Source organism: Phaeobacter gallaeciensis (genome assembly GCF_001678945.1).
In the GTDB taxonomy this organism is placed as follows: Bacteria; Pseudomonadota; Alphaproteobacteria; order Rhodobacterales; family Rhodobacteraceae; genus Phycobacter; species Phycobacter gallaeciensis_A.
In genome coordinates this window covers 2,366,436-2,390,258 of sequence record NZ_CP015124.1, presented here as the reverse complement: position 1 = coordinate 2,390,258, position 23,823 = coordinate 2,366,436, and the positions used below count along the sequence as shown (strand labels likewise).

Annotated in this window: 22 protein-coding genes; 10 read left to right on the top strand and 12 right to left on the bottom strand. The window is 61.3% G+C overall.

Annotated features, from left to right (window positions below; all coding sequences use genetic code 11):
- Positions 1–76 precede the first annotated feature (76 nt).
- The 9 genes from JL2886_RS11420 to JL2886_RS11380 form a co-directional block, all read right to left on the bottom strand.
- Positions 77–1,696, bottom strand: a complete 1,620-nt coding sequence (locus tag JL2886_RS11420) for a long-chain-fatty-acid--CoA ligase (RefSeq protein WP_065272116.1) — start codon at positions 1,694–1,696, stop codon at positions 77–79.
- 21 nt (positions 1,697–1,717) lie between these two features.
- Positions 1,718–3,340 (bottom strand): GMC family oxidoreductase, encoded by a 1,623-nt coding sequence (locus JL2886_RS11415; RefSeq protein WP_065272115.1) that lies wholly within the window; start codon positions 3,338–3,340, stop codon positions 1,718–1,720.
- Between the two features lie 100 nt (positions 3,341–3,440).
- Positions 3,441–4,334 (bottom strand): isocitrate lyase/PEP mutase family protein, encoded by an 894-nt coding sequence (locus JL2886_RS11410; RefSeq protein WP_065272114.1) that lies wholly within the window; start codon positions 4,332–4,334, stop codon positions 3,441–3,443.
- A 5-nt stretch (positions 4,335–4,339) separates the two neighbouring features.
- Positions 4,340–5,611: a TRAP transporter large permease gene (locus JL2886_RS11405; RefSeq protein WP_065272113.1), complete on the bottom strand. Its 1,272-nt coding sequence runs from the start codon at positions 5,609–5,611 to the stop codon at positions 4,340–4,342.
- Positions 5,611–6,105 (bottom strand): TRAP transporter small permease, encoded by a 495-nt coding sequence (locus JL2886_RS11400; protein ID WP_065272112.1) that lies wholly within the window; start codon positions 6,103–6,105, stop codon positions 5,611–5,613. The genes JL2886_RS11405 and JL2886_RS11400 overlap by 1 nt, the downstream gene beginning before the upstream one ends.
- 63 nt (positions 6,106–6,168) lie before the next feature.
- Positions 6,169–7,158, bottom strand: a complete 990-nt coding sequence (gene dctP / locus JL2886_RS11395) for a TRAP transporter substrate-binding protein DctP (protein WP_082996067.1) — start codon at positions 7,156–7,158, stop codon at positions 6,169–6,171.
- A gap of 340 nt (positions 7,159–7,498) precedes the next feature.
- Entirely contained in the window at positions 7,499–8,872 is a 1,374-nt protein-coding gene (locus JL2886_RS11390; RefSeq protein WP_065272111.1) for an aspartate aminotransferase family protein, read from the bottom strand.
- A gap of 80 nt (positions 8,873–8,952) precedes the next feature.
- Positions 8,953–10,428 (bottom strand): NAD-dependent succinate-semialdehyde dehydrogenase, encoded by a 1,476-nt coding sequence (locus JL2886_RS11385; RefSeq protein WP_065272110.1) that lies wholly within the window; start codon positions 10,426–10,428, stop codon positions 8,953–8,955.
- 83 nt (positions 10,429–10,511) lie between these two features.
- Positions 10,512–11,000, bottom strand: coding sequence for an Lrp/AsnC family transcriptional regulator (locus tag JL2886_RS11380; protein ID WP_065273657.1), 489 nt, complete (start codon positions 10,998–11,000; stop codon positions 10,512–10,514).
- Positions 11,001–11,321: 321 nt separating this feature from the next.
- Here JL2886_RS11380 and JL2886_RS11375 point away from each other — a divergent pair, with 321 nt between their 5' ends.
- The 10 genes from JL2886_RS11375 (at position 11,322) to JL2886_RS11330 (ending at position 19,468) form a co-directional block, all read left to right on the top strand.
- The gene (locus JL2886_RS11375; protein WP_082996066.1) at positions 11,322–12,626 is read left to right on the top strand and encodes a M24 family metallopeptidase; all 1,305 of its coding nucleotides are present in this window, start codon (positions 11,322–11,324) and stop codon (positions 12,624–12,626) included.
- Positions 12,514–13,671: an acetylornithine deacetylase gene (gene argE, locus JL2886_RS11370; protein WP_065272109.1), complete on the top strand. Its 1,158-nt coding sequence runs from the start codon at positions 12,514–12,516 to the stop codon at positions 13,669–13,671. Before JL2886_RS11375 ends, argE begins: the two co-directional genes overlap by 113 nt.
- A 62-nt stretch (positions 13,672–13,733) precedes the next feature.
- Entirely contained in the window at positions 13,734–14,429 is a 696-nt protein-coding gene (locus tag JL2886_RS11365) for a GntR family transcriptional regulator (RefSeq protein ID WP_065272108.1), read from the top strand.
- Between the two features lie 193 nt (positions 14,430–14,622).
- Positions 14,623–15,237, top strand: a complete 615-nt coding sequence (locus JL2886_RS11360) for a ribonuclease D (RefSeq protein ID WP_065272107.1) — start codon at positions 14,623–14,625, stop codon at positions 15,235–15,237.
- Complete coding sequence (locus JL2886_RS11355) at positions 15,234–16,202, top strand: KpsF/GutQ family sugar-phosphate isomerase (protein ID WP_065272106.1); 969 nt, start codon at positions 15,234–15,236, stop codon at positions 16,200–16,202. The genes JL2886_RS11360 and JL2886_RS11355 overlap by 4 nt, the downstream gene beginning before the upstream one ends.
- Positions 16,203–16,237: 35 nt before the next feature.
- The gene (gene lptC, locus JL2886_RS11350) at positions 16,238–16,837 is read left to right on the top strand and encodes an LPS export ABC transporter periplasmic protein LptC (RefSeq protein ID WP_065272105.1); all 600 of its coding nucleotides are present in this window, start codon (positions 16,238–16,240) and stop codon (positions 16,835–16,837) included.
- A 69-nt stretch (positions 16,838–16,906) separates the two neighbouring features.
- The gene (locus JL2886_RS11345; RefSeq protein ID WP_082996065.1) at positions 16,907–17,350 is read left to right on the top strand and encodes an LptA/OstA family protein; all 444 of its coding nucleotides are present in this window, start codon (positions 16,907–16,909) and stop codon (positions 17,348–17,350) included.
- Positions 17,350–18,111 (top strand): LPS export ABC transporter ATP-binding protein, encoded by a 762-nt coding sequence (gene lptB / locus JL2886_RS11340; RefSeq protein ID WP_065272103.1) that lies wholly within the window; start codon positions 17,350–17,352, stop codon positions 18,109–18,111. The genes JL2886_RS11345 and lptB overlap by 1 nt, the downstream gene beginning before the upstream one ends.
- A gap of 274 nt (positions 18,112–18,385) precedes the next feature.
- Positions 18,386–18,949 (top strand): ribosome hibernation-promoting factor, HPF/YfiA family, encoded by a 564-nt coding sequence (hpf, locus tag JL2886_RS11335; RefSeq protein ID WP_065272102.1) that lies wholly within the window; start codon positions 18,386–18,388, stop codon positions 18,947–18,949.
- Positions 18,950–19,003: 54 nt separating this feature from the next.
- Complete coding sequence (locus JL2886_RS11330) at positions 19,004–19,468, top strand: PTS sugar transporter subunit IIA (protein WP_065272101.1); 465 nt, start codon at positions 19,004–19,006, stop codon at positions 19,466–19,468.
- A 54-nt stretch (positions 19,469–19,522) separates the two neighbouring features.
- Here the strand turns inward: JL2886_RS11330 and JL2886_RS11325 are convergent, their stop codons facing one another.
- The 3 genes from JL2886_RS11325 to JL2886_RS11315 are packed head-to-tail and all read right to left on the bottom strand — an operon-like array spanning position 19,523 to position 23,688.
- Positions 19,523–20,959 carry a sulfotransferase family 2 domain-containing protein gene (locus JL2886_RS11325; RefSeq protein ID WP_065272100.1) on the bottom strand — a complete coding sequence of 479 codons (1,437 nt, stop codon included), beginning with the start codon at positions 20,957–20,959 and terminating at the stop codon, positions 19,523–19,525.
- Positions 20,960–20,965: 6 nt separating this feature from the next.
- On the bottom strand, positions 20,966–22,705 hold the full coding sequence (locus JL2886_RS11320; protein WP_065272099.1) for a beta-1,6-N-acetylglucosaminyltransferase: 1,740 nt from the start codon (positions 22,703–22,705) through the stop codon (positions 20,966–20,968).
- Positions 22,702–23,688: a glycosyltransferase family 2 protein gene (locus JL2886_RS11315; RefSeq protein ID WP_065272098.1), complete on the bottom strand. Its 987-nt coding sequence runs from the start codon at positions 23,686–23,688 to the stop codon at positions 22,702–22,704. The genes JL2886_RS11320 and JL2886_RS11315 overlap by 4 nt, the downstream gene beginning before the upstream one ends.
- Between the last annotated feature and the right edge of the window lie 135 nt (positions 23,689–23,823).

Below are 23,823 nucleotides of genomic sequence, written 5' to 3'. Positions count from 1 at the left end.
CGATGTGGCAGCTTTGTGGCGAAGGTGTGGCGGGGGTCTGACCCCGCCACAAAAAGGGCGGGATCAGAAGGGCGTTTCAAGCGTCCAAAAGGATGTCGCCGAATGATTCGCGCAGCTTGTTCTTGAGCACTTTGCCGGTGCCGCCCAGCGGCAGATCATCGGTAAAGACCACGCGGTCCGGAATCTGCCAGCTTGCAACCTTGCCTTCGTAATGCGCCAACAGCTCTTCTTCGGTCAGACTTTCGTCGGAACGCACCGCAATCACCACCGGACGTTCATCCCACTTGGGGTGCCGGGCCGCGATGGCAGCCGCCTGGGCGACCTTGGGGTGGGACATGGCGATGTCTTCCAGCTCCACCGTCGAAATCCACTCACCGCCCGACTTGATGATGTCCTTGGACCGGTCGCGGATGATCATATAGCCATCGGCATCGATGGTGGCGACATCGCCGGTATCGAACCAGCCATCCATGGTCAGCGCGCTGGTGTCATGGCCAAAATAGGTATCGATGATCCAGTGACCACGGATCTGCAACTCGCCCTGGGTCTCGCCATCCTCGGGCAGGCGTTTGCCCGCCTCGTCCACGATGCGCAGTTCGACACCATAGGGCGGACGCCCCTGCCCTTCGCGGATCTTGCCCTTTTCCTCGACGCTCAGGTTGTCGTGTTTCTGCAGAAGGTTGTTGAGCGTACCCAGCGGGCTGGTTTCGGTCATGCCCCAGGCGTGGATCAACTCCACTCCGTATTTGTCGCGGAAGGTCGGGATCATAACCGTCGGCAGGGCCGAGCCGCCCACAACGGTACGCTTCAGGCTTTCGGCCTTGCTGCCGGTCTTCTCCAGCGCCTGCAACAGCCCCATCCAGATGGTCGGCACGCCCAGCGCAAGGGTGACCCGCTCGCCATCGATCAACTTGACCAGGCTTTCCCCATCAAGATGCGGCCCCGGCAGAACCAGCTTGGCTCCGACGGCGGCCGCAATATAGGGAACACCCCAGGCGTTGACGTGGAACATCGGCACCACCGCCATCACCGTGTCGCGCGCCGAGATCGCCAGCCCGTCCGGCTGGTTGCCGCCCATCGAGTGCAGCACAGTGGTGCGGTGGGTATATTGCACGCCCTTGGGGTTGCCCGTGGTACCTGAGGTATAGCACAGGCTCGACGGCGTGTTTTCATCAAGGTCGGGCCAACTGTTGTCATCGCCTTCGGCGGCCAGCAGTTCGTCGTAGAACAGGATGCCTGGCACGGCCTCGGCGGCCGCCTCATCCCGCGGACCCATCAGCACGATGTGTTTCAGCGTTTTCAGGTGCTCTTTCAGCTTGCCCGCCGCAGGCACAAAGGTGGCGTCGATGAACAGCACCTGATCCTCTGCGTGGTTGATAATGTAAATCAGCTGTTCCGGCTTCAGGCGCGGGTTGATCGTGTGACAGATCATCCCGCCACCGGAGACACCGAAATAGATTTCCAGATGGCGGCGGTTGTTCCAGGCGATGGTGCCGCAGCGCTCTCCTGCCTTGATGCCAAGACGCTTCAGCGCGGCAGACAGTTTGCGGGCATTCGCCTCGATCTCACCCCAGTTGGAATGCACGACCTCGCCCGAGGTTTCGACCGAAGTCACGGTGGTGTTGCCGTGGTACCGGCCCGCGTGTTCGATCAACGAGCTGATCGTCAGCGGTTTGTGCATCATCTTGCCAAGCATTTTGCCTTGCTCCTCCAAAATTCACTCGGCGGCCAGAGCCGCCCGGTTGCGGATCAGATCCGCGGCTTTTTCTGCGATCATGATGGTCGGTGCGTTGGTGTTGCCCCCGATCAGCCGCGGCATGACCGATGCATCCACAACGCGCAGGCCCTCCATACCGCGCACTTTCAATTCCGGATCGACGACCGCCATTTCGTCCTGCCCCATCCTGCAGGTACCCACCGGATGATAGATCGTATCCGACCGCGCCCGGATGTGCTGCTCCAACGCTGCGTCATCCGGCTCACCTTCGATGAACAGCTCCTTATGGATGTAGCCCTGCAAGGGCGGCGTCTGCATGATCTGCCGGGTCTTGCGCACGCCCCTGATCAGGGTGGTCAGATCCTCGGGATCGGACAGGAACTGCGGATCGATCCGCGGCGGCGCCATCGGATCGCCCGAGGTCAGCCCGACCGAGCCACGCGATTTCGGTCGCAACACACAGATGTGACAGCTGAAGCCATGCCCCAGATGCAGCTTACGGGCGTGATCGTCGACGATGGAAATGACGAAATGCAGCTGCACATCCGCGCGCTCCAGTGTCGGATCGGTCTTCAGGAACGCCGCCCCTTCGGCAAAGGGAGTCGCCAGCATCCCCTTGCCCGTCTTGCGCCAGTCGTTGATGTGTTTCAGCAGGCTGACGCTGCCCGGCAAAGAGATCCCGAAATTGTCCCGGTCCTTGCTTTTGTAGGCGAGGGTGAAATCGAGATGATCCTGCAGGTTCTGCCCGACGCCGGGCAACTCGTGCACCATACCGATCCCATGCGGCGTGATATCCTCGGGGCGCCCCACCCCCGACAGCTGCAGCAGTTGCGGTGAATTGAAGGCGCCACCGCAGAGTATCGCCTCGCGCCCGGCGTTGACCGTCAGATCCTGCCCGCCCTTCCGGTACGCAACGCCGGTGGCGCGCTTACCCTGAAACAGCACCTTGGTGGCGTGGGCGCCGGTGATCACCGTCAGGTTCGCACGATCCATCACCGGGTGCAGATAGGCTGCCGCGGCCGAGCAGCGCTCGCCATTCTTCTCCGCCGCGTGGAACTGCGTCACCTGATAAAGGCCGATGCCTTCATTATCTCCAGTATTGAAATCCGCCGTCTCGCGGATCTGCAGCGCCTTGCCCGCCTCGACAAAGGCGCGAGTGATGGGGCGCGGGGATTTCTGGTGACTGACCTGCAGGGGGCCGTCACCGCCATGCACCGCATCGCCGCCAGCTTCGTTGTTTTCGGCGCGCTGGAAATAGGGCAGCACGTCACTCCAGCCCCAACCATCACAGCCCAGCGCTGCCCATTCATCATAGTCACCCGCATGACCGCGCACATATAGCATGGCGTTGATCGCACTGGAGCCGCCCAGCGCCTTGCCGCGCGGCTGGTATCCCTTGCGCCCGTTCAGGCCCGGCTGCGGCACAGTCTCAAACGCCCAGTTGTTGATCTTGGGACGGCCCGGCAGCATGGCGACCACCGCCGCCGGTGCGCGTACCAGAATGCTGTCACCGCGCCCGCCTGCCTCCAGCAGGCAGACGCTGGTGTTCGGATCCTCGCTGAGCCTTGAGGCCAGAGTTGACCCTGCTGAACCGCCCCCCACAATCACATAGTCGAACTGCATCGCTCCCCTCCCAAGGCTGCATCCTGTTCCAAAGTGAGCGCAGGAAGGGGCATCCTGTCCACGTTTACTGTGCGTAAACCATGATTGCGCGGATCCTGGCTTAACTACCTTCGCGCGCGCCGGTCACCGGGCGGGCCGATGTAGCATAGCGCTCGGAGGCTTCGTAGTAGTCGTCAAATCCGATCCGGCGGCGCAGCTCCATGAAATCCATCAGGTTGCTACGTGGCTGACCCACTTTCATCTCGGCCAGCGTCTGCATCATTGCCTGCATCGCCGAGGCCATCAGCGACAACGGATAGGCTGCGATACGATACCCGATCTCCTCCAGCGCCTCGGGCGGCAGGTCGGGGGTTTCGCCACCTTCGACGATATTGGCCATATTGGGTGCGTCGGTTGCCGCGCAGACCTCGCGCATCTCCGCCTCGGACCGGGGCGCCTCGACAAAGATGATATCGGCGCCCAGCTCGCGGAACTTCTGCGCGCGGGTCAGCGCCTCATTCAGCCCGTGATCATGACGGGCATCGGTGCGCGCAAGGATCAGGATATCCTGACCTTCCTCACGTGCATCCACGGCGGCGCGGATGCGGTCATAGGCCTCTTCGCGGCCCACCACGGCCTTGCCCGGTGTGTGACCGCAGCGTTTAGGTGCCAGCTGATCCTCGATCATCACGGCGGCGCAGCCCGCATTCGCCATCCCCTGTACCGTGCGGCGCACGTTCATTGCATTGCCATAGCCGGTGTCCCCGTCGGCAATCAGCGGCATGGAGATCGCCCCGGCGATATTGCGAGCCTGATCCAGCACTTCGCCATAGCTCATCAGGCCCAGATCCGGCGCCCCGATCCGCGAGGCCGAGGCGCCAAAGCCGGTCATGAAGGTCAGGTCGAACCCGGCCTGTTCGATCAGCTTGGCAGACAGCGCATCATAGGCGCAGGGCATGGTGTGAAGGCGGGGCTGCGCAAGAAGCGCGCGCAGGCGGTCAGCAGGTGTCGTCATGTCACTCACAATTTGAAGGGAATATAAAGGGCAAGGTCGGGCACCAGATAGAGCAGCACCACACAGAAGAACATCAGGAGCAGGAAGGGGATCGCCCCACGCGCCACATCGCCAAGGGTGGCGCGCGCCACGGCCTGGATCACGTAAAGGTTCAGCCCCACCGGCGGTGTGATCAAGGCCGCCTCGACCATGACCACCATGAAGACGCCGAACCAGATCGGATCAAAGCCCAGCCCCATGGCAGCAGGCAGCAGCACCGGGGTCATGATCAGCACCATCGACAGCGCCTCCAGCACCAGCCCCATCACCACGAGGATACCGGCCACCAGCAGCACGAACATGACCGGGCTGGACACCGCGTCCGAGATGAAGGCGCTGATTTCCTGCGGGATACGGTACAGGGTGATCGCCTTTCCGAACACTTTGGCGCCCGCAATGATCAGCAGGATCGCGACCGTGGTCGCCATGCTGTCCACCGCGGCCTCCCAGAAGGCTTTCCAGGTCAGCGTGCGCAGGACCAGCGCGGTGATGACCACGGCAAAGGCAAATCCGATGGCCGCGGCCTCGGTCGGGGTAAAGGCGCCGGAATAGATGCCCGCCACAACCACGGTGGCCAGCACAATCGACGGCAGCGCCCTCAGGGTGGCGCGGCGGCGTTCTGCTCCGGTCGCCTTTTCACTGCGTCCCATGCCCTTCATCGAGGCATAGATCATCGAATAGCCCGCAAACAGCACCAGCAGCGCCAGACCGGGGCCGACACCCGCCAAGAACAGGGCAATCACCGATTCCTCGGTGACGAAACCGTAGATGATCATCGGGATCGACGGCGGGATCAGGATGCCCAGCGTGCCGCCAGCCGCCAAAAGCCCGTAGACAAACCGCCGCTCGTAGCCGCGGCTGATCATTTCCGGGATGGCAACGGTACCAATGGTAGCGGCCGTCGCCACCGAAGAGCCGGAGATCGCGGCGAACAACCCGCAGGAAATCACCGTCGCCACGGCCAGCCCACCAGGCCAGTGGCCAACCCAGGCCTGCACGGCGGCATATAGATCACGCCCAACGCCGCCTTTCAGCAGCACATTGGACATCAACAAAAACAGCGGCACCGCCAGCAGAATGAAGCCATCCAGAGTGGAGAGGATCGCCTGCGGTGCCATCAGCGGAGAAAACCCGCCAAGGATCAGCATCGACAGGCCCAGCCCACCAAGGGCAAAGGCAACCGGAACACCGACAAGCAGCAGTGCGAACAGGGCGAAAAGGATCAGGAAAACCGTCATTATTCATGCTCTCCTTCAGCCGCGATATGCCCCTGCGCCGCGCGCCAGACCTCGATCACGGATTGCAGCAGCAGCACCGCAAAGCCGAAGGGCAGCGACAGTTCGACGTACCACATGGGCATGTCCAGCATGGTGCCGGTGGTGCGCCCGCGCATGAAACTGTCGTGGAAAATCTCATATCCGTAGACCAGCACGACAGCGGAGAACACCGCCACCACCGTCATGGCAAAAACATCCGCGCCGATCCTGGGACCACGCGGCAATCCAGAGATCACCGCCGTGATGCGGATATGGCGCCGTTCGCGCAGGCACCAGGGCGCCGCGATCAGCGATCCCCAGATCAGGCAGAACTGGCTCAACTCTGCCGCCCAGATGGTGGGGCGGACAAAGAAATAGCGGGCCATGACCTCATAGGTCAGCATGACCCCCGCAAGAACAAAGAGGACCGCCGCCACAAGGGCCAGCGCAGTCACGAACCTGGCAAAAACGTGCATGGAATTTCCCGAAGAATAAGATGGACCGGCCCCGGATGCGGCGCCGGTCCGTGACTGTCAGGCTCAGAACTTCTCGGCAGCAGACAGGATTTCTGCGCCCAGATCACCGGCCTTGGCGCGGAAACCGTCATAGACGGGCGCGGCAGCCTCTTTCCAGGCGGCGATCTCTGCATCGGTCGGCTGGTACACCGTCATCCCGGCCTTTTCTGCCTCGGCATAGGCGGCAGCCTCGATCGCGGACATCTCGTCCCGCACTGCGATTTCAGCCTTGCGGGCGGCGTCCGACATGATCTTCTGATGCTCAGGCGACAGACCATTCCACCAGTCGGTGTTGGCCACGACGATGAATTCGATATCGGCGTGGTTGGTGACGGTGATAGTGTCCATGACCTCCCACAGTTTGCGGGATTTCACGCCCGAAACACCGGTCATGCCGATATCAACGGTGCCGCGCTGATAGGCCAGATACTGCTCGGAACCGGAAATCAGCGTCGGGGCACCGCCGGTCGCAGTGACGAAATCACCCAGCGTCTTGCCGAAGACGCGGGCCTTCTTGCCTTCCATATCAGCAGGCGTTTTCACCGGACCGTCCTGGGACAGCATGATCGCGCCGCCATAGGCCTGCCACCACAGAACCGTGGCCCCGGTATCAGCGATGGCCGCATCGATGGGTCCGCGCACCGGGCTGTCCGGCGCAACGGCCTTGCGCACCTTTTCCTCGGAGTTGAACAGGAACGGCATATAGAAGACATCCACCGCGGGAATATCCCCGACATAACGCGTCAGCGAAGCTACGCCCATCTCGATGGCGCCAGAGCCGACAGCGGCAGGCACTTCCTTGTCCTTGTAAAGCTGCGCGGAGTCGTAAATCTCCACCGCGATGTCACCGTTCGAGGTCTTTTCGACCTCTTCCTTGAACATCAAGAGGTTCTGGCCAAGGTGGCTTTTGAGCGGCAGCTGCAAAGAGATACGTGCGGTCACATCCGCAGCAAATGCGGGCAGTGCAGTGCACAGCGCCAGCGCGGCGCCGGTCAGCGTCGAAGTCAGTTTCATGAATTTTCCTCCCGTTAATAAAAGAATGTTCCATCAAGGACTTACCTTTGGTCAAGGAAAATGCCGGGGGCCTGCCGGGTGCGATAGTCGAACTTTGAAAAATTAATACAATTCAATTATTTGACTGGTTTTGCAGCTCAAATTTTTTTGGAAAGGCCGCATCCAAAGCGCCCCCAGCCGGGCGATAACGCGCAGCGGCTGCAGCAAAAAGAAAGGCGCCGCGCAAATTGCGCGACGCCTTTCTTTTTGCCGGGCCCAACGGGAGAGGATCCTCCCGCAGGGGATCCGATCCGGGCGGGAGCGCCCCGCCCGAGGCGTATCCGGACCTCAGCCTAGGGTATTAGCCCAGAACCGCTTTCACGGCCCGCGCGGTTGCCGCAACCACGGTGTCGGCCTCTTCACGGGTCAAGCAGAAGGGCGGCGCAAAGCCCAGGATATCACCCTGCGGCATGGCGCGGGCAATCACCCGGTCCTGCTCCAGGAGCTTGGCCGAAATCTGCGGACCGATCTTGTCCGCCGCGTCAAAGAAGGTGCGGCTATCCCGATCCTTCACGAATTCCACCGCACAGAGCATGCCTTCGCCGCGGATGTCGCCGACATGGGCATGATCGCCCAGCGCGTCCTTCATCGACTGGTTCAGGTAGGCGCCAACGCTGCCTGCGTTTTCAACCAGATTCAGTTCATCGATCAGCTTGAGGTTGGCAACGCCCGCCGCAGCACCGATGGGGTGCGCCGAATAGGTCCAGCCGTGGCCGATGGGGCCGTTCTCATCGGTGCCCTGCTCCAGCACCTTCCAGACCTTGTCGGACACGATCGAACCGGACAGCGGCGCATAGGCCGAGGTCAGGCCCTTGGCGATGGTGATGATATCCGCTTCCAGCCCGTAGTGATCGCTGCCGAACATGGTGCCGAGACGGCCAAACCCGGTGACGACCTCATCCACGACCAGCAGGATGTCGTGCTTTTTCAGCACGGCTTGGATCGCTTCCCAGTAACCGGCGGGGGGCGGCACGATGCCACCGGTGCCCAGAACCGGCTCACCGATGAAGGCGGCGATGGTGTCGGCACCTTCGCGCTCGATCAGCGCTTCCAGTTCTGCGACGCAATGGGCAACGAATTGTTCTTCGGTCTGGTTCTGATCCTCGCGGCGGAAATAATAGGGCGCATCGGTGTGCACCACCTGCGCCAGCGGCAGGTCGAATTTCTTGTGAAACAGCTCAAGCCCCGTCAGTGAGCCGGTGACCAGCCCAGAGCCGTGATAGCCGCGCCAGCGCGAGATGATCTTCTTCTTCTCGGGGCGACCCAGAATATTGTTGTAGTACCAGATCAGCTTGACGTTGGTTTCATTGGCGTCCGAGCCGCCGAGGCCAAAATAGACCTTGGACATATTCGAAGGCGCCCGGTCCAGGATCATCTTGGACAGGGTGATCGACGCCTCGGTGCCATGCCCGACATAAGAGTGGTAATAGGCCAGTTCGCGGGCCTGATCTGCGATGGCTTCGGCGATTTCCTGACGGCCATAGCCCACGTTTACGCAGTAAAGGCCTGCAAAGGCGTCCAGCAGCTTGGTGCCGTCGCGGTCTTCGATATGCACGCCGCTGGCGGTCTTGATCACCCGGTTCGGGCTTTCGCCGCGTGCGTGCTGCGCCAGATGGGTCGAGGGGTGAAAGAAGTTGTCGCGGTCCCATTGGTCCAGTTGATCGTTTTTCAGCATATCTAGTCCTTCTGCGTTTCCCGGTGCCCGCACGGCCCGGGTGTGATCGTTTGATATTCAATTGCCCGGCAAGGAGCCCGTCACGCCCAGTCGCGGCAGACGTATTTGACCTCGGTGAATTCTTCCATGCCCAGACGCGCACCTTCGCGACCCAGACCGGATTGCTTGGCGCCGCCAAAGGGGATCGGCGCACCGGTCACCTTGGTCCGGTTCACGGCCACCATGCCAAATTGCAGCGCCCGCGACAGCCGGTAGATACGGCGCGGATCCTGCGTATGCACATAGGCCACCAGCCCGTATTCGGTGTCATTGGCACGCTGGGTGATTTCCTCTTCGCTGTCAAAGGGGGCCACCGGCGCCACCGGACCAAAGGTTTCCTCGTGCATGATCTTGGCATCCTGCGGCACGTTGGTCAGCACGGTCGGCTGATAGAACAGCGGTCCCATGGCGTGGCGTTCGCCGCCGCAGGCCAGTTTGGCGCCCTTCTCAATCGCGTCGCGCACATGTTCTTCCTGCTTGGCCACGACTCGGTCGTGCATCAGCGGCCCGATGTCCGGGTCGTCCATGCCTAGACCAACGGTCAGTTTCTTGGTCGCCGCCGTCAGCCGTTTGCAAAACTCCGGGTAGATGCTGCGCTGCACAAAGATCCGGTTGGCACCGAGGCAATCCTGACCCGAGGTCGCGAATTTCGCCTTCATGGTTTCCTCGACCGCCTGATCAAGATCGGCATCTTCGAAGACGATCACCGGTGCGTGGCCGCCCAGCTCCATCACCAGCCGCTTCACCGTATCGGCGCTTTGCCGGTACAACAGCTTGCCCACTTCGGTAGAGCCGGTGAAGGACAGCGCCCGCACACGGGTATCTTCGGTCCAGGGTTTGACCACGGTGGGCGCATCGCCGGTGACGACGTTGAACACCCCGGCAGGCACGCCCGCGCGTTCGGCCAATTCGGCCAGCGCCAGGGCGCTGAACGGGGTTTCCGCCGAAGGGTGCGCCACAACGGTGCAGCCCGCCGCCAGCGCCGCCGCTGCCTTGCGCGTCAGCATTGCGGAGGGGAAGTTCCACGGCGTGATCAGCGCCACCACGCCAACCGGCTCGCGCCACAGCTCGACCTCGGCATCGGGCAGGTGGCTGGTAACGCCTTCGATGTTCGGACGCTTGGCCTCTTCGGCGTAGAACTCCACAAAGCCCGCGCCGTAGTCGATTTCGCCCATCGCCTCGGACAGGGGTTTACCCTGTTCCAGCACCATGATCCGGGCCAGATCCTCCTTATGGTCCAGCTGCAGCTGATACCACCGGCGCAGGATGGCCGAACGTTCCTGCGGCAAAAGCCCCGCCCAAGCGGCGAAAGCATTCTGCGCGGCATCGACCGCAGCAGAGGATTCTTCTGCCGAAAGGCTCGCGACATGGCCAACCACATTTCCGGTTCCGGGGTCCTTCACGGCAAAGGTATTGCCGTCTTCAGCCGTCTGCCACCGGCCATTCACATAAGAAAATGAACGGACTAGCGTTTTGTCCGCGATGTCGCTGCGGGCAGAAAGGGCGGTGTCGGCCATGGCAAATCCTCCTGAAGTTCAGGAGGACATTCCTCTGCCAGACCCAGAAACAGTAGCCAAAGTTCCCCCATGAAGGAGAAGATTCAGCTGCCAGCCCCCCGTCCCAGCAAAATATCCAGCGGCGGACCGCCCGGACCTTTGACCGGTTTGGTCACAATATAGGTGAAATAGCGCGACAGGCCGATGCGGGCATCCAGCATCGAATCGATCAGCCGCTGATAAGCATCGATGTCATGGGTGACGATCTGCATCAGGTAATCGAAGCCGCCGCCAAGCGCCCAGCAGGCCGTGACCTCATCATAGCGCTGGATCGCCAGTTCAAACGCCTGAAACCGGGCCGCCGTGTGATCGGCAATTTCCACCGCCACAAACACCGTTATATGCGGTGCCAGTTTGCGCAGGTTGATGCGGGCGCCGTAACCTTCGATCAGCCCGGCCTTTTCCAGCTTGCGCAGCCGGTCCCAGCACGGTGTCGGAGACAGGCCGATGCGTTCGGCCAGGGCCGCTTTGGTAATGCGCCCCTCCTGCGTCAGCACGCGGAGAATGGCGATATCCCGGTCATCAAGACGTATCATGCGTCAGGGCTGTATCACGGGTGTGATCACTGGAAAAGCGCCCCGCGAATCTGTGAACACTGCGCCACCTGCCGTGCCGGAGAGAACACAGGTGACCGCGATACCGGCGTAGGCTCTACTCTGGACCAAAACTGTCCAAAGATTCGCCGGTTGTGCACAACAATCACGCAACCTGCCGCTCACGACGTCGTAAATGCCGATTATGCGTGTCGTTTTGAGCAAATCCTTTGCCGCGAATAGATCGGAATCGGAGGATGTACTCATCTACAAAGATTACAGTCCCTATTTCCGACACCCCTCCTTTGAACAGAGGTCCCCATGCCACTGGAACTTGCTCCGTTTACTGAGGGCGAATACGCCCGCCGCATCGCCAAGACCCGTAAAGCCATGGAGGCCGCCGGGATCGACGTTCTCTTCGTCACGGACCCGTCCAATCAGGCCTGGCTGACCGGCTATGACGGCTGGTCCTTCTATGTCCACCAGGGTGTCATCCTGGGGCTGAACGGTGATCCGATCTGGTGGGGCCGCACGATGGATGCCTTTGGCGCCCTGCGCACCGTCTGGATGGAAGAGCGCAGCGTCATCGGCTACGACGACCGCTATATCCAGTCGACCACCTGCCACCCCATGGAAGATCTGGCCGCGCATCTGACCCGGCTCGGATACGGCAAGGCCCGCGTCGGCGTGGAAATGGAAAACTACTATTACTCCGCCAAGGCCCACGCTGTCCTGCAAAAGAACCTGCCCAACGCCAGCCTGCATGACGCCACCGCGCTGGTGAACTGGCAGCGTGCGGTGAAGTCCGACGAAGAGCTGATGTTCATCCGCCGGGCCGCCCGCATCACCGAAAACATCGTCAATCTGGCCATCGAGCGCGCACGCCCCGGATTGCGCAAGAACGAGCTGGTGGGCGACCTGCTGCAGGCCGGCACCTATGGGGTTGGCGAAGACTGGGGTGATTACCCGGCCATCGTGCCGCTGACGCCCTCGGGTCTGGATGCCACCGCCGCGCATATGACCTGGGACGGGCGCGAGATGCAGACCGGTGAGGCGACCTTCTTCGAACTTTCCGGCTGTTATCGCCGCTATCACGCGCCGCTGTGCCGGACCGTACACCTGGGCCAGCCGCCGCAGGAAATGCTGGACGCCTCTGCCGCGCTGAACGAAGGCATCGAGGCCGGGATCGAGGCCGCAAAGGCCGGCAACCGCGCCTGTGACATTGCCAATGCCCTGAATGGCGCCCTGAAAAAGGCCGGGATCGACCGCAACGGACGCTGCGGCTACCCGATCGGACTCAGCTACCCGCCGGACTGGGGGGAGCGGACCATTTCGCTGCGGGACACCGATGAAACCGTGCTGGTGCCGGGGATGACCTTCCACTTCATGCCCGCGCTCTGGATGGACAGCTGGGGGCTTGAGACCACCGAGACGATCCTGATACGCGAGAACGGACCAGCCGAAGCCCTCTGCGATGTGGAGCGCAAAATCTTTGTGAAAGACGAGGTTCTGAATGACCTTCCTGCCCCGAACGACGGATTTGTTGGGAGAACTCATCGCGCAACCGACCGTGTCCGCGAGCAGCAACCTGACGTTGATGTCGCTATTGGCGGACCGGCTGGATAGCGCAGGCGCACAGGTTCATCTGTGGACCGACGACACCGGCAGCAAGGCCAATCTTTTCGCCACCATCGGTCCTGATACCGATGGTGGCATCGTTCTCTCGGGCCATTCGGACGTGGTGCCTGTGACCGATCAGGACTGGTCCAGCGACCCCTTCCAGATGGTGGAGCGCGACGGCAAGCTGTTCGGGCGTGGCACCTGCGACATGAAGGGGTTCATCGCGGCAGCGACCGCGATGGCGCCGCATTACGCGGCGCTGAACCCGACCCGGCCGATCCATTTCGCCTTCACCTATGACGAAGAGGTCGGCTGCTTTGGCGCGCAGGCTCTGGCCAAGTCGCTGAAAGAACGGGAGATACGCCCCTCGGTCTGCATCGTCGGAGAGCCTACGATGATGCGTATCATCGAAGGTCACAAGGGATGCTATGAGTATTCGACCCATTTCACCGGGCTCGAAGGGCACGGATCCGGCCCGGATCTGGGGGTGAATGCCGCGGAATACGCGGCGCGCTACGTCGCCCGCCTGCTGGAACTGAAGGACGCCTTGCGCGCCCGCGCGCCTGAAGGCAGCCGGTTCGAACCGCCCTGGACCACCATCAACACCGGCGCGCTGGTCAGCGGCCACGCCCATAACGTGATCCCCGGCAAGGCGCGGGTCGACTGGGAAATGCGCCCGGTGCAGAAATCCGATGCCGACTTCGTCAAAGAAGACCTGCATCGGCTGTGCACTCATTCCCTGATCCCGCAGATGCAGGCGGTGTTCCCCGAGGCAGGCATCGTCACCGAGGTCATCGGAGAGGTCGACGGTTTGGAGCCGGTCACCGACAACGAGGCCCGCGAGATCCTGCAGGAGCTGACCGGGGCAAATGGCGCCGATCTGGTGGCATTCGGCACCGAGGCCGGGATTTTCCAGGGGCTTGGCATGAATGTCGCCGTCTGCGGACCGGGATCGATCGAACAGGCGCACAAGCCGGACGAATACGTCTCGCTCGACCAGCTGTCGCAATGCCTCGGGCTGCTCGAAGGGCTCTCTGCTAAACTGGTCTGAACAGATATTTGCGCCGACGGGCGGGGACAGGTACACAGGCACCCAACCAAGGGAGGCCTCCAATGACCTCATCCTCGCCCAACATGGCGCTGGATCTCGACAATGCCGACTATAGTGCCCGTGACCGGTTCGAACTGATGCACCGGGAAATCCGGGATCGCATCTGTCTGCTGGACTATGCGCCCGGAACCCGCCTGTCGGAAACCGAACTGGCCGAGGAATTCGGCGTCAGTCGCACCCCGCTGCGCCGGGTTCTTGCCCGGCTCGAAGACGAAGGGCTGGTGCAATCGGTACACGGCGTAGGCACCTTCGTCACCGATGTGAACCTTGAGGAACTGGCGCAAACCTACCAGCTGAGGATGGAACTGGCCGGCATGATGGGCCACATAATGCCCCTGCCGCCCAGCGACGCGCTGCTTGCCGAGTTCCGCGCCCTGTCGGATCGCTCCCAATCCCTGCTACAGGACCCGGCCCCGCGCGAATTTGCCCGGCTGATCACCGATTTCTTCCTCGCCACGCTGAAACTGACCGGCAATATGCCGCTGCGCACCACAGCCGAGCGGCTTTATTACCAGACCTCGCGGATCTGGCTGACCTCGGTGATCGATTCCGTCATCGACCTTTGCGATGAAATGCGCATCTTCGATGGCGAGATCAGCACCGTCACAGCAGCGCTTGAGGCTGGCGATCTTCAGGCTGCCGCGATGCTGCAACAGGCTCATATCTCGATGAGTTTCAGCCGCATGAGAGCTGGATAAAGACTGCCGGGCCGAATGCTTTGGCAGGTTTCCTATTTGGCTGACCTGCCTTAAACCCCATGTTAGCAGAAATATCGTCCAGTGCTGCCCGACACCAAGGGCTGGGCTGGGCTACAGTTGAGTTCAGAGGCTTTAGCCCCTATTTCGGCAGAAAGGCGGGCCGCGCGCCCTGCCCAGACAAAGGACCGCTCCATTGGCCAATCATCTTTACAAAAACGACCTGCCGGACGGGCTTGACCTTGGCCCGGTTGTTGCAATCGATTGTGAAACCATGGGGCTCAACCCCCACCGCGACCGGCTGTGCGTGATCCAGATGTCCGGCGGTGACGGCAACTCCCATATCGTTCAGATTGAGAAGGGCCAGAGCGAAGCACCGAACCTGTGCCGTATGCTGGAAGATCCCAATGTGCTGAAGCTGTTCCATTTCGGGCGTTTTGACATCGCCGCCATGTACCACGCCTTTGGCGCGCTGGCAGCGCCGGTCTACTGCACCAAGATCGCAAGCCGCCTGATCCGCACCTATACCGACCGCCACGGATTGCGGAACCTGTGTCAGGAGCTGATCGGTGTCGATATCTCGAAACAACAGCAGATGAGTGACTGGGGTGCCGAAACCCTGACCGAAGCGCAGCTGGACTATGCCGCCTCGGACGTTTTGCACCTGCACCGCCTGCGTGAAGAGCTGGACAAACGTCTTGCCCGTGAAGGCCGCACCGACATGGCGCAGGCCTGTTTCGACTTCCTGCCGATGCGCGCGCGCCTTGATCTGGCGGGCTGGCCCGAAACCGATATCTTCGCGCACTCATGAGCGGGTCCGAGCATTTCCTCGCCACGGCGCGTCAGGTCGTGACCGACGAAGCCCGCGCACTGGATGCGCTGGCTGCCGGTTTTGACGAGCGGTTCGCCGATGCGGTGCGCCTGATCCTGAAGGCCGAAGGGCGTGTGATCGTCAGCGGTATCGGCAAATCCGGCCACATCGGTCGCAAGATCGCAGCCACATTGGCCAGCACCGGCACACCTGCCCATTTCGTACATCCGGCCGAGGCCAGTCATGGCGACCTTGGCATGCTGTCCAAGGGCGATGTGGTTCTGGCCATCTCCAACTCTGGTGAAGCGCCTGAACTGGCCAATCTTCTGGTCTTTACCCGCCGCTTTGACATTCCGTTGATCGGCCTCTCCAGCAGGCCGGAAAGCACCCTGATGACCCAAGCCGATGTGCAGCTGGAAATCCCCGCCCTGGGCGAGGCCTGCGGATACGGGATCGTGCCATCGATTTCGACCACGCTGACGCTGGCCATGGGCGACGCGCTCGCCATTGCCATCATGAAGCACCGCGACTTCCGCCCCGAGAACTTCCGCGATTTCCACCCCGGCGGCAAACTCGGTGCGCGCCTGTCCAAGGTCCGCGACCTGATGCACGGCGGAGATGCCCTGCCACTGGTCGCTGAAAACAGCCCGATGTCCGAGGCGCTGCTGGAAATCAGCCAGAAGGGATTTGGCGTGGCAGGGGTTTCCGGCGCCGATAATGCACTGACCGGCATTATCACGGATGGCGACCTGCGCCGCCACATGGACGGGCTGCTGAGCCAGACCGCTGCCGATGTCATGACCTCCTCGCCGACAACCATCGGCCCCGACGCCCTCGCCGAAGAGGCGCTTGCGGTGATGAATGCCCGCAAGATCACCTGCCTGTTTGTGGTGGATGCTACACAAGGCCCGCAGGCCCTCGGCCTGATCCATATCCACGATTGCCTGCGCGCAGGCCTCGGCTGAACCGCAACGCCAACAAAAGAGAAAGGGGACACCGGATGGACCGCTATTCGCGCACAGTCGCCTATCTCAAGGTGCTGCTGCCACTGGCCGCGCTGGCGCTGCTGTCGACGCTGTTCCTGATTTCGCGCGGGGTCGACACCGAAGCGGTCATCCCCTTTGCGCAAAAGGAGATCGAGGAACGCATGCGCGGGCAGCAGGTCACCCGCCCCTTCTTTTCCGGCACTACCGCGCAGGGCGATGAGATCATGGTGATGGCTTCGGTTGCCCAGCCCAATAGCGACAGCGGCGGCGCCACGGCCACCAATCTGCAGGCCGAAATCCGCATGGCCGAGGGCGGCCGTATGACGTTGGTCTCTGACAGCGGGGCGGTGCATCCCGATCAAGGCCTCGCGCGGTTCAGCGGCAACGTCAAACTGACATCCGCGGATGGTATGACGGTTGAGACCGAATTACTGGAAACCGCGCTGGACGGGGTGCGCGCAGAAAGTCCCGGACCGGTTCATGCCACGGGCGCCCTTGGCGTTCTGACTGCGGGGCAGATGCTGGTGACGGCAAAAACCGAAGGCGGACCGGTGCAAATGGTATTCAAAAACAGAGTCAAGCTGGTATACGATCCCAATACTAAAGAAAGATAGCCCGTGTTCAGATTGCCCACCTTGCTGATTTGCCTGTCTTGCGCCCTTGCATCGGTTGCACCGGTTGCGATGGCCCAGACGGACGTGATTGCCTTTGGCGAGGTTAAGGCCGACCCCAAGGAACCGGTCGAGGTGACAGCCGATGCGCTGGCGGTCAACCAGGCCGATGGCTCGGCCGAATTCACTGGCAATGTGCTGATCATCCAGGGGGTGATGCGACTGTCTGCAAACCGGGTTCTGGTGATCTACAAGACCGATGAGACCGGCAAACGTGGCATCGACCAGCTTGAGGCGACCGGCGATGTGCTGCTGGTCAGCGGCCCGGACGCCGCAGAGGCCGAGAAGGCAGAGTACACCATCGACAGCGGCACCATTGTGATGACCGGCAATGTCCTGCTCAATCAGGGAGCCAGCACGCTGACCTCGAACCGGCTTGAGGTGAACCTGACCACCGGCACCGCGAGCATGGCCGGACGGGTCAAAACCATCCTCAACCCGGATGGCGGCAACTGATGGCGACAAAACCCGAACTGAAGGTCACCGAAGGCTCGTCCGGCCTCAGGATCGAACACCTGCGCAAAAGCTATCGCAAAAAGGTGGTGATTCGTGACGTGACCATGCGTCTGGACCGGGGCGAGGTTGTCGCCCTTCTGGGGCCGAACGGGTCCGGCAAGACCACCAGTTTCTACGCCATCGCCGGCCTTGTCTTTCCCGAGGCGGGCACCGTCACCATCGACGGGCAGAACGTCACCAACCTGCCGATGTACCGCCGCGCGCGGCTTGGCATTGGTTACCTGCCGCAGGAAATGTCCATTTTCCGGGGCCTGTCGGTCGAGGACAATATCTCGGCCGTGCTGGATATTGCCGTCAAACACGACCACAAGCGGCGCGAACGGCTAGAAGAGCTGCTGTCGGATTTCTCTATCGAACACCTGCGCCGCGCACCTGCGTTGGCCCTGTCGGGCGGTGAACGGCGCCGGGTGGAAATCGCCCGCTGCCTGGCGGCGGATCCGAAATACCTGCTGCTGGATGAACCCTTTGCCGGGGTCGACCCGATTTCGGTTGGCGATATCCGCCATCTGGTCGCCGATCTGAAGAAACGTGGCATCGGAGTGCTGATAACCGATCACAACGTGCGCGAAACCCTCGAAATCGTTGATCGCGCCTATATCCTGCATGACGGTCAGGTTCTGATGTCCGGCAGCCCCGAAGAGGTGGTCGAGAACGAAAACGTGCGCCGCGTTTATCTGGGCGACAATTTCCGTATTTCCTGAACCGAACCGTACCTTTCGGGCCTCGGCCTGTTCCTGCCGGTTTCCTATTCCTTCACCATCCGCATCGCTTCTCCATTGACTCTTTTCGTCAGTTGTCATGGAATTGAAGTATGGCAAATGTGCAGTCCGATGCAGTCCGCAAGCTGGCCTTGGCAACAGGGTCCGCATGGTTGCTTCCGGCGTACTTGCCTAATCCCCTCATCCGCAGCTGACGATAGTCTGCCGGGCTTGGCCCCGGCGGTGTTGCGGGTGGTATTATTGTGAAGGAGATCACATGCGTTACAAAATCAGCGGTCAACAGATCGACATCGGCGAAGCGTTGCAGTCCCACGTTAAGGATGAACTGGGAACGGCTGTCGCGAAATACGCAGAGCGCCCGACGGACGCCACCGTGGTCTTTTCCCGTTCGGCGCATGAATACGTCTGCGAGGCCACCGTTCACCTGTCCACCGGTCTGACCGCTCAGGCCAAGGCTCATGCCACTGAAATCTATGCGTCTTTCGAAGGCTGCTGCAACAAGATGGAAAAACAGCTGCGCCGCTACAAACGCCGCCTGAAGGACCATCACCGCGACCGCAGCGAACCGGTTGAACATTTGGGCGCCAGCTCTTATATCCTCGCCTCTGATGAAGCGGAGACCGGGACCGAACCCGACTCGCTGCAGCCGATCATCGTGGCCGAGATGGAAACCAAGATCCCGTCCCTGTCCGTTGGCGAAGCAGTGATGCAGATGGAACTGGCCGGGGCGCCCGTTCTGGTTTTCCGCAACGAAGGCAAAGACGGATTGAATGTGGTTTACCGCAGGGATGATGGCAACATCGGTTGGATCGATCCTTAAGCAGTAGCCCAGCGGCCCACCGGATAAGGTGGTCGAGCGGAGCAAATGACCGAGATGCAGATTTCCAAGATCCTCAAACCGGACGCCGTCCGCGTGATTGGTGCAGCCTCAAGCAAGAAGCGGCTGTTTCAGGAGATCGCCGAGGTCGGGCATCTCGCCTACGGTCTCAATCCGCAACCCACGGTTGAAGCGCTGCTTGATCGGGAAAGCCTGGGCCCGACAGGGGTAGGACACGGTGTTGCCCTGCCCCACGCCCGCCTTGATGGCCTCTCCGAGGTCTGCGGCGTCTTCGTGACTCTGGAAAAACCCTTGGATTTCGCGGCTGTCGACCGGCAACCCGTCGATATCGCCTTTGCGCTTTTCGCGCCCGAGGATGCGGGCGTTGAACACCTAAAAGCGCTGGCTCTGGTCTCCCGCACCCTGCGGGAGCAGAATTTCTGCACCAAACTGCGCGCCAATAACGATCCGGCGACGCTGTTCACCATTCTCACCGAAAACCAGCCGGTTCAGGCTGCCTGAGAGCGGCATTGAACAGTCTATGGGGAAACTGCCCTTGTTCAGGGCAGACACTCGTCAGCGCTGCGGCCTCCAGGCATCGAACCCCAGCATCATATAATCCCGCTGATAGAGCGCTGTGATCATCTCCTCCAGCGCTGCATCATGAATATCGCCCAGCGTATAGGGCTGCGATCTCGGCTGTGACGGCGCATAGGCGGGCGCGGAGGCTGCAAACCTTTTGGCCAGCGCGGGAAGTTCAGTCGCCAGCTCCTCTTCGCGCAGGATCAGGTCGGGCGGGCCAAGTTCGGCAAAGCCCGACAAGGCCTGTGACTGGCTGGACCATTCGGCATCGACCCGGATCGAGGTCTGTCCGGCAAGGTTGGCTTTGACAAAGCTCAGGAACCCTTCAAAGGCAGCCCGGTGATCTGCGCGGGAATAATCCTCATCCGGGCCATCCTTGGGCAGCGGCACCTTGAATTGACGGCGCAGGGTTTCGCGAATGGCGCCATAGCTGCCCGGACCCTTTTGCAGAATGCGCTGGCAAAACACCTGGTGAATTCGCTCGGCCGGGTGACGCAGAACGGTGAAACTGCGAAAGCCCTTGTTCTGAGTTTTCCACTGGCGGAGTTCTTTCTGGTTCATCCCGGAGATCAGATCCTCCGAAGTCACACCATCCAGCGCTGCCAGCCATTCCGCCACGGCTTCCTCGGGCCCGCCCCGCATCGGCAGGTAAAGGAGCGGCGTCTTGGCGGCGGCCAGATAGCCGCGCACCGCCGGGCCACGGCGCGGTTCGAAATTCGGCGTGCGCGACAGGTTGAACCAATCCATTGCCGCCAGTGCTGCCGTCATCTCATCCGGGTTGGCCACCTTGGACAGGGTCGGCGCCGGGTTCTGCCGCTTCAGCTTGTCATCCAGTGCCACCAACCGAGAGTTGACGCCCAGCCATTGTGCCAGACCGTTCATCACATCCAGATTCTGCAGGTCTTCATAATCCACGTAGAATGCGGTCTGGCCTGAGGACTGAAGCCGGTTCATCAACGTGATCTGAAACGCCTGAAGATCCTCGACATGGAGGGAAAACTCCACCGCATCGAACTCCGCCTGCGCCTCTTTGCGGCGCTTGATATTGGTCAGCTTCCACTGGCCGGTGGCGGCCGCGATCTTGCGCGAGACGTAGCTCTCCAGCGGGTTGCGGGTCAGGATGATCTTGGCGCAGCGAGGATCGTCCAGCGCAATGTCCAGAACCCGCGGATCGTGATCGTGGAAATACCGAAAGCCGCCAAAGGCATCGGGCTGCGACCGGATCCGATCGATCAGCTTGCCAGGGTCCGCTTCGCGCATCTCCTGCGTCAGGCCCAGGATTTCGGTGCGGTTCGGGTAGCCGATGAAATGGGGATTGAAGGCCTCTCCGTGGCAGATCACCCCTTCTAGCGTGTTGAGGTTGGCTTCCAGAAAATTGGAGCCCGTGCGCATTTCGGCAAAAACAACGAAGTAATCAAAGGGTTTGGTCATCAGAACCTATCGCACCAAATACGGTTTTCGGGGGGACTTTGGCATGCTTACCGGTCCTTGTTCCACCGGGAAATCCCCCATCAGATAGGGGTGCATGCCCTGGTTCTTGAGGTTCTGCAGAAACTGTCCAAAGCCCTCCAGATCCGCCATCGTCGGCGCCTCGTTCAGATGGCGCGGGGCCTGCGCCCCCAGATCGTCCAGAATGGCCTGCAGGGGCTCCATCGGTGCCTCGACAAATTCCGCCATGGTCCAGATGCGGACGCGGGCCTTGGTATGCTGATCACGCAGCAGATGCAGATGCGCGGCCTCGATCCGCTGCAGCCGCGCCGCGATGCGCCGCAATTCGGAAAAACTCTGCGTCGAGCGGAACAAGGGCACCGCCCAGGCGCCGCTGATCACCGACACATGTGCATTGGGATCGCCTGCGATAAAGGCGCCGATTTTCTGGTTGTCCTGTGGGCCGAACTGGAAGCTTTGCCGTTGCCCCCGAGTATTCCAGATCAGATTGGTGAGGAAGCTTTCGGGATTATTGTCGCGCAATTTTGCCGTATCGCTGAGTGCGCCATTGATCATGCTGTCGCCATCGGCGAATTCGGCCCTATCCGGCGCAAACAGATGGCCATGCACCCGGCTGCCCGTGGTCCGGTTCAGCCAGCTTTCAAAATCGACGAAGAGCTCAGCAAAGCCCTGGAACACCGAATAGGGATTGGCGGTCACATTGCTCACCGACCATTTGCTCGGGAACCGGCTTTGCATGTAAAGACCCGGTCGCCCCCGGGTGCGCCGCTCAACCGCCTTGGAGAAGACCCGGTCGATCTTGCCTGGGTTGGGTTCCGTCCGCTTCATCGCACCTGCCGGATCGGTCAGGAAGGCATCATAAAGCCGCTGCGCTCGTGGCCAGATCTTGCGGGCGACAAAGCAATCGGACCGGCGCAACAGCTGCAGGTGATCGTCATAAAAGATATGCGGTTTACCCTCGAAATCGAACTTCGACAGGGTCAGCGACCGGCTTTCGATCTGCGCCGAGTGCTGCCGCGCGAGGGTCTGGAAATAGCTTTCGTCGGGGATCCAGACCTTCTTGAAATAGCGATCATGGATTGGCCGGTCCGGGTCCTCAAGAATCGCCGACAGGGTGCGGCGGGTCAGGCACCACCATTGGCTGCCCATATGGGGCACCAGACCGGGGGGGATGCGCCGCTTGATCCGCAGCCTGCGCTGCAGATTGACATAACCATCGAATAGCGCGCGCTGCTTTTTCCAGGAAAAGGGAAAGCGCAGGGTAAAACGTTCCACATCCAGACCTCCCACGATCCATGGCACATCGGCGGTGGTGGCACTTTCGATGAAATCGGTCTGCGGGCGGGCGGCCAAATAATCGACAAGTTCCTGCACCGGTCTGAGCGGCAGGCAAGAGCCTGACGACAGGTAGACGTGGCGCACGCCGGGACAGGACCGCAACATCATCTCCGCCGCCGATTGCGAGGCGGCGACGATGCCCCAGGTGCCCCATTCGCAGGTGTGGCGCGGCGAAAACCGGATCAGCTGCTCATCCGACAGCCCGTCGCGGAAGGTTTTGAACGTGGTCTGCGGCACCTTACGGTCCACATGGATCACCACTGGGCAGCCCGCCGCCGCCCAGTGGCGCGCCACCTGCTCGGCCCGCTCCAGCGCCGTATGCACCAGCATGACGATGCCGACCGTGCCCTTGGTGGCCTCTTCCTTGCTAGTTTGGCCTGCGCTGCTCATGCCCAGTTGCCCTTGGACATGAGACCCAGAATCTCAAGCTGGCGCCAGTTGATGTATTTCTCGCTCCATTTGCACCACAGGTCCGGTTGCTCGGCCAGGGATGCGGCATAGGCCTTGTACTCGGCCGATTGCGCATAGTGCTGGCTGCGCGTCATCTCTTCGCGGGCCTTGTCACCAAAGGTGTCCAGAAACTTGGTATGGAGCAGCGCGCCGCTGGTCTTTTCACCGCCATTGGTCTCATAAACTCGGTTCAGCCCGCGAGGCAGCAGAGCATGGGTCGAACTGACATAGGCGTATTTCCGGTCCCATTTGACCAACGGAATCTTGTTCAGAGCCGGTGCCTTCTTTGGCCGGTCGGCAAAGAACATGCGGGCACGGGGGCCGCCCTGAATCCACAGGTTGCCATAGGTCGGGTTCGGGCTGATCGTGTAGTTGCCGCTGTCGAACCAGTTGGCGATTTCCAAAGGATCCTGACCGGGCTGATAGGCTGCATCGGTGATGCGCCCCTTGGGATAAACATCGATCAGCATGGCGGCAAAACTGCGGATCGCGGAATTGTCCAGCCAATCGGTCAGCGCGCGGATCGGGCGTGTGTCGCAGAAGGGATAGATGAACAGCTCATCCGGATCGACCACCAACACCCAGTGCCCATGGGCATAGCGGCGTTTCAGCGCATTCATCCAGTCCACGCCGTAGTTTGCCCGCCGGTAGCTCGCATCACTGTGCCAGAGAGACACATCCGGCATGCCTTGCAGATAGTCGCGGGTGCCGTCCTGCGATCCGTTATCGACAAGGAGAAAGTGATCGACTCCCAGATCGCGGTAATAGTCCAGAAAATAGGGCAGGCGGATCTTCTCGTTCCGCATCGTGGAAACCAGCAGGATATCATCCGGCCGGATCTGGCCGGTGTTGTCCTGAATGGTCTTGAGTTCACGGGATTTACGCAAGGCCCGGGCCAGCCTGTACCTGCGCCGTACACGCATACGGTAAGAATCCCAAAGACCCACGGCTACTCCATATCCGTCTGTTTCCGACCCTGTACGCTCCGCGCGGGTAGGCCCCGGCGCGCGACTGCCTGCGCGCAATATGTCACGCGCCAAGTCTATTAACAACGAATT

What these genes read in the sequence shown, in the direction of transcription:
- JL2886_RS11420 (WP_065272116.1), bottom strand. Translation starts at nt 1,696, where the DNA reads ATGCTTGGCAAGATGATGCACAAACCGCTGACGATCAGCTCGTTGATC.
- JL2886_RS11415 (WP_065272115.1), bottom strand. Translation starts at nt 3,340, where the DNA reads ATGCAGTTCGACTATGTGATTGTGGGGGGCGGTTCAGCAGGGTCAACT.
- JL2886_RS11410 (WP_065272114.1), bottom strand. Translation starts at nt 4,334, where the DNA reads ATGACGACACCTGCTGACCGCCTGCGCGCGCTTCTTGCGCAGCCCCGC.
- JL2886_RS11405 (WP_065272113.1), bottom strand. Translation starts at nt 5,611, where the DNA reads ATGACGGTTTTCCTGATCCTTTTCGCCCTGTTCGCACTGCTGCTTGTC.
- JL2886_RS11400 (WP_065272112.1), bottom strand. Translation starts at nt 6,105, where the DNA reads ATGCACGTTTTTGCCAGGTTCGTGACTGCGCTGGCCCTTGTGGCGGCG.
- dctP (WP_082996067.1), bottom strand. Translation starts at nt 7,158, where the DNA reads ATGAAACTGACTTCGACGCTGACCGGCGCCGCGCTGGCGCTGTGCACT.
- JL2886_RS11390 (WP_065272111.1), bottom strand. Translation starts at nt 8,872, where the DNA reads ATGCTGAAAAACGATCAACTGGACCAATGGGACCGCGACAACTTCTTT.
- JL2886_RS11385 (WP_065272110.1), bottom strand. Translation starts at nt 10,428, where the DNA reads ATGGCCGACACCGCCCTTTCTGCCCGCAGCGACATCGCGGACAAAACG.
- JL2886_RS11375 (WP_082996066.1), top strand. Translation starts at nt 11,322, where the DNA reads ATGCCACTGGAACTTGCTCCGTTTACTGAGGGCGAATACGCCCGCCGC.
- argE (WP_065272109.1), top strand. Translation starts at nt 12,514, where the DNA reads ATGACCTTCCTGCCCCGAACGACGGATTTGTTGGGAGAACTCATCGCG.
- JL2886_RS11365 (WP_065272108.1), top strand. Translation starts at nt 13,734, where the DNA reads ATGACCTCATCCTCGCCCAACATGGCGCTGGATCTCGACAATGCCGAC.
- JL2886_RS11355 (WP_065272106.1), top strand. Translation starts at nt 15,234, where the DNA reads ATGAGCGGGTCCGAGCATTTCCTCGCCACGGCGCGTCAGGTCGTGACC.
- lptC (WP_065272105.1), top strand. Translation starts at nt 16,238, where the DNA reads ATGGACCGCTATTCGCGCACAGTCGCCTATCTCAAGGTGCTGCTGCCA.
- JL2886_RS11345 (WP_082996065.1), top strand. Translation starts at nt 16,907, where the DNA reads ATGGCCCAGACGGACGTGATTGCCTTTGGCGAGGTTAAGGCCGACCCC.
- lptB (WP_065272103.1), top strand. Translation starts at nt 17,350, where the DNA reads ATGGCGACAAAACCCGAACTGAAGGTCACCGAAGGCTCGTCCGGCCTC.
- hpf (WP_065272102.1), top strand. Translation starts at nt 18,386, where the DNA reads ATGCGTTACAAAATCAGCGGTCAACAGATCGACATCGGCGAAGCGTTG.
- JL2886_RS11330 (WP_065272101.1), top strand. Translation starts at nt 19,004, where the DNA reads ATGCAGATTTCCAAGATCCTCAAACCGGACGCCGTCCGCGTGATTGGT.
- JL2886_RS11325 (WP_065272100.1), bottom strand. Translation starts at nt 20,959, where the DNA reads ATGACCAAACCCTTTGATTACTTCGTTGTTTTTGCCGAAATGCGCACG.
- JL2886_RS11320 (WP_065272099.1), bottom strand. Translation starts at nt 22,705, where the DNA reads ATGAGCAGCGCAGGCCAAACTAGCAAGGAAGAGGCCACCAAGGGCACG.
- JL2886_RS11315 (WP_065272098.1), bottom strand. Translation starts at nt 23,688, where the DNA reads ATGCGTGTACGGCGCAGGTACAGGCTGGCCCGGGCCTTGCGTAAATCC.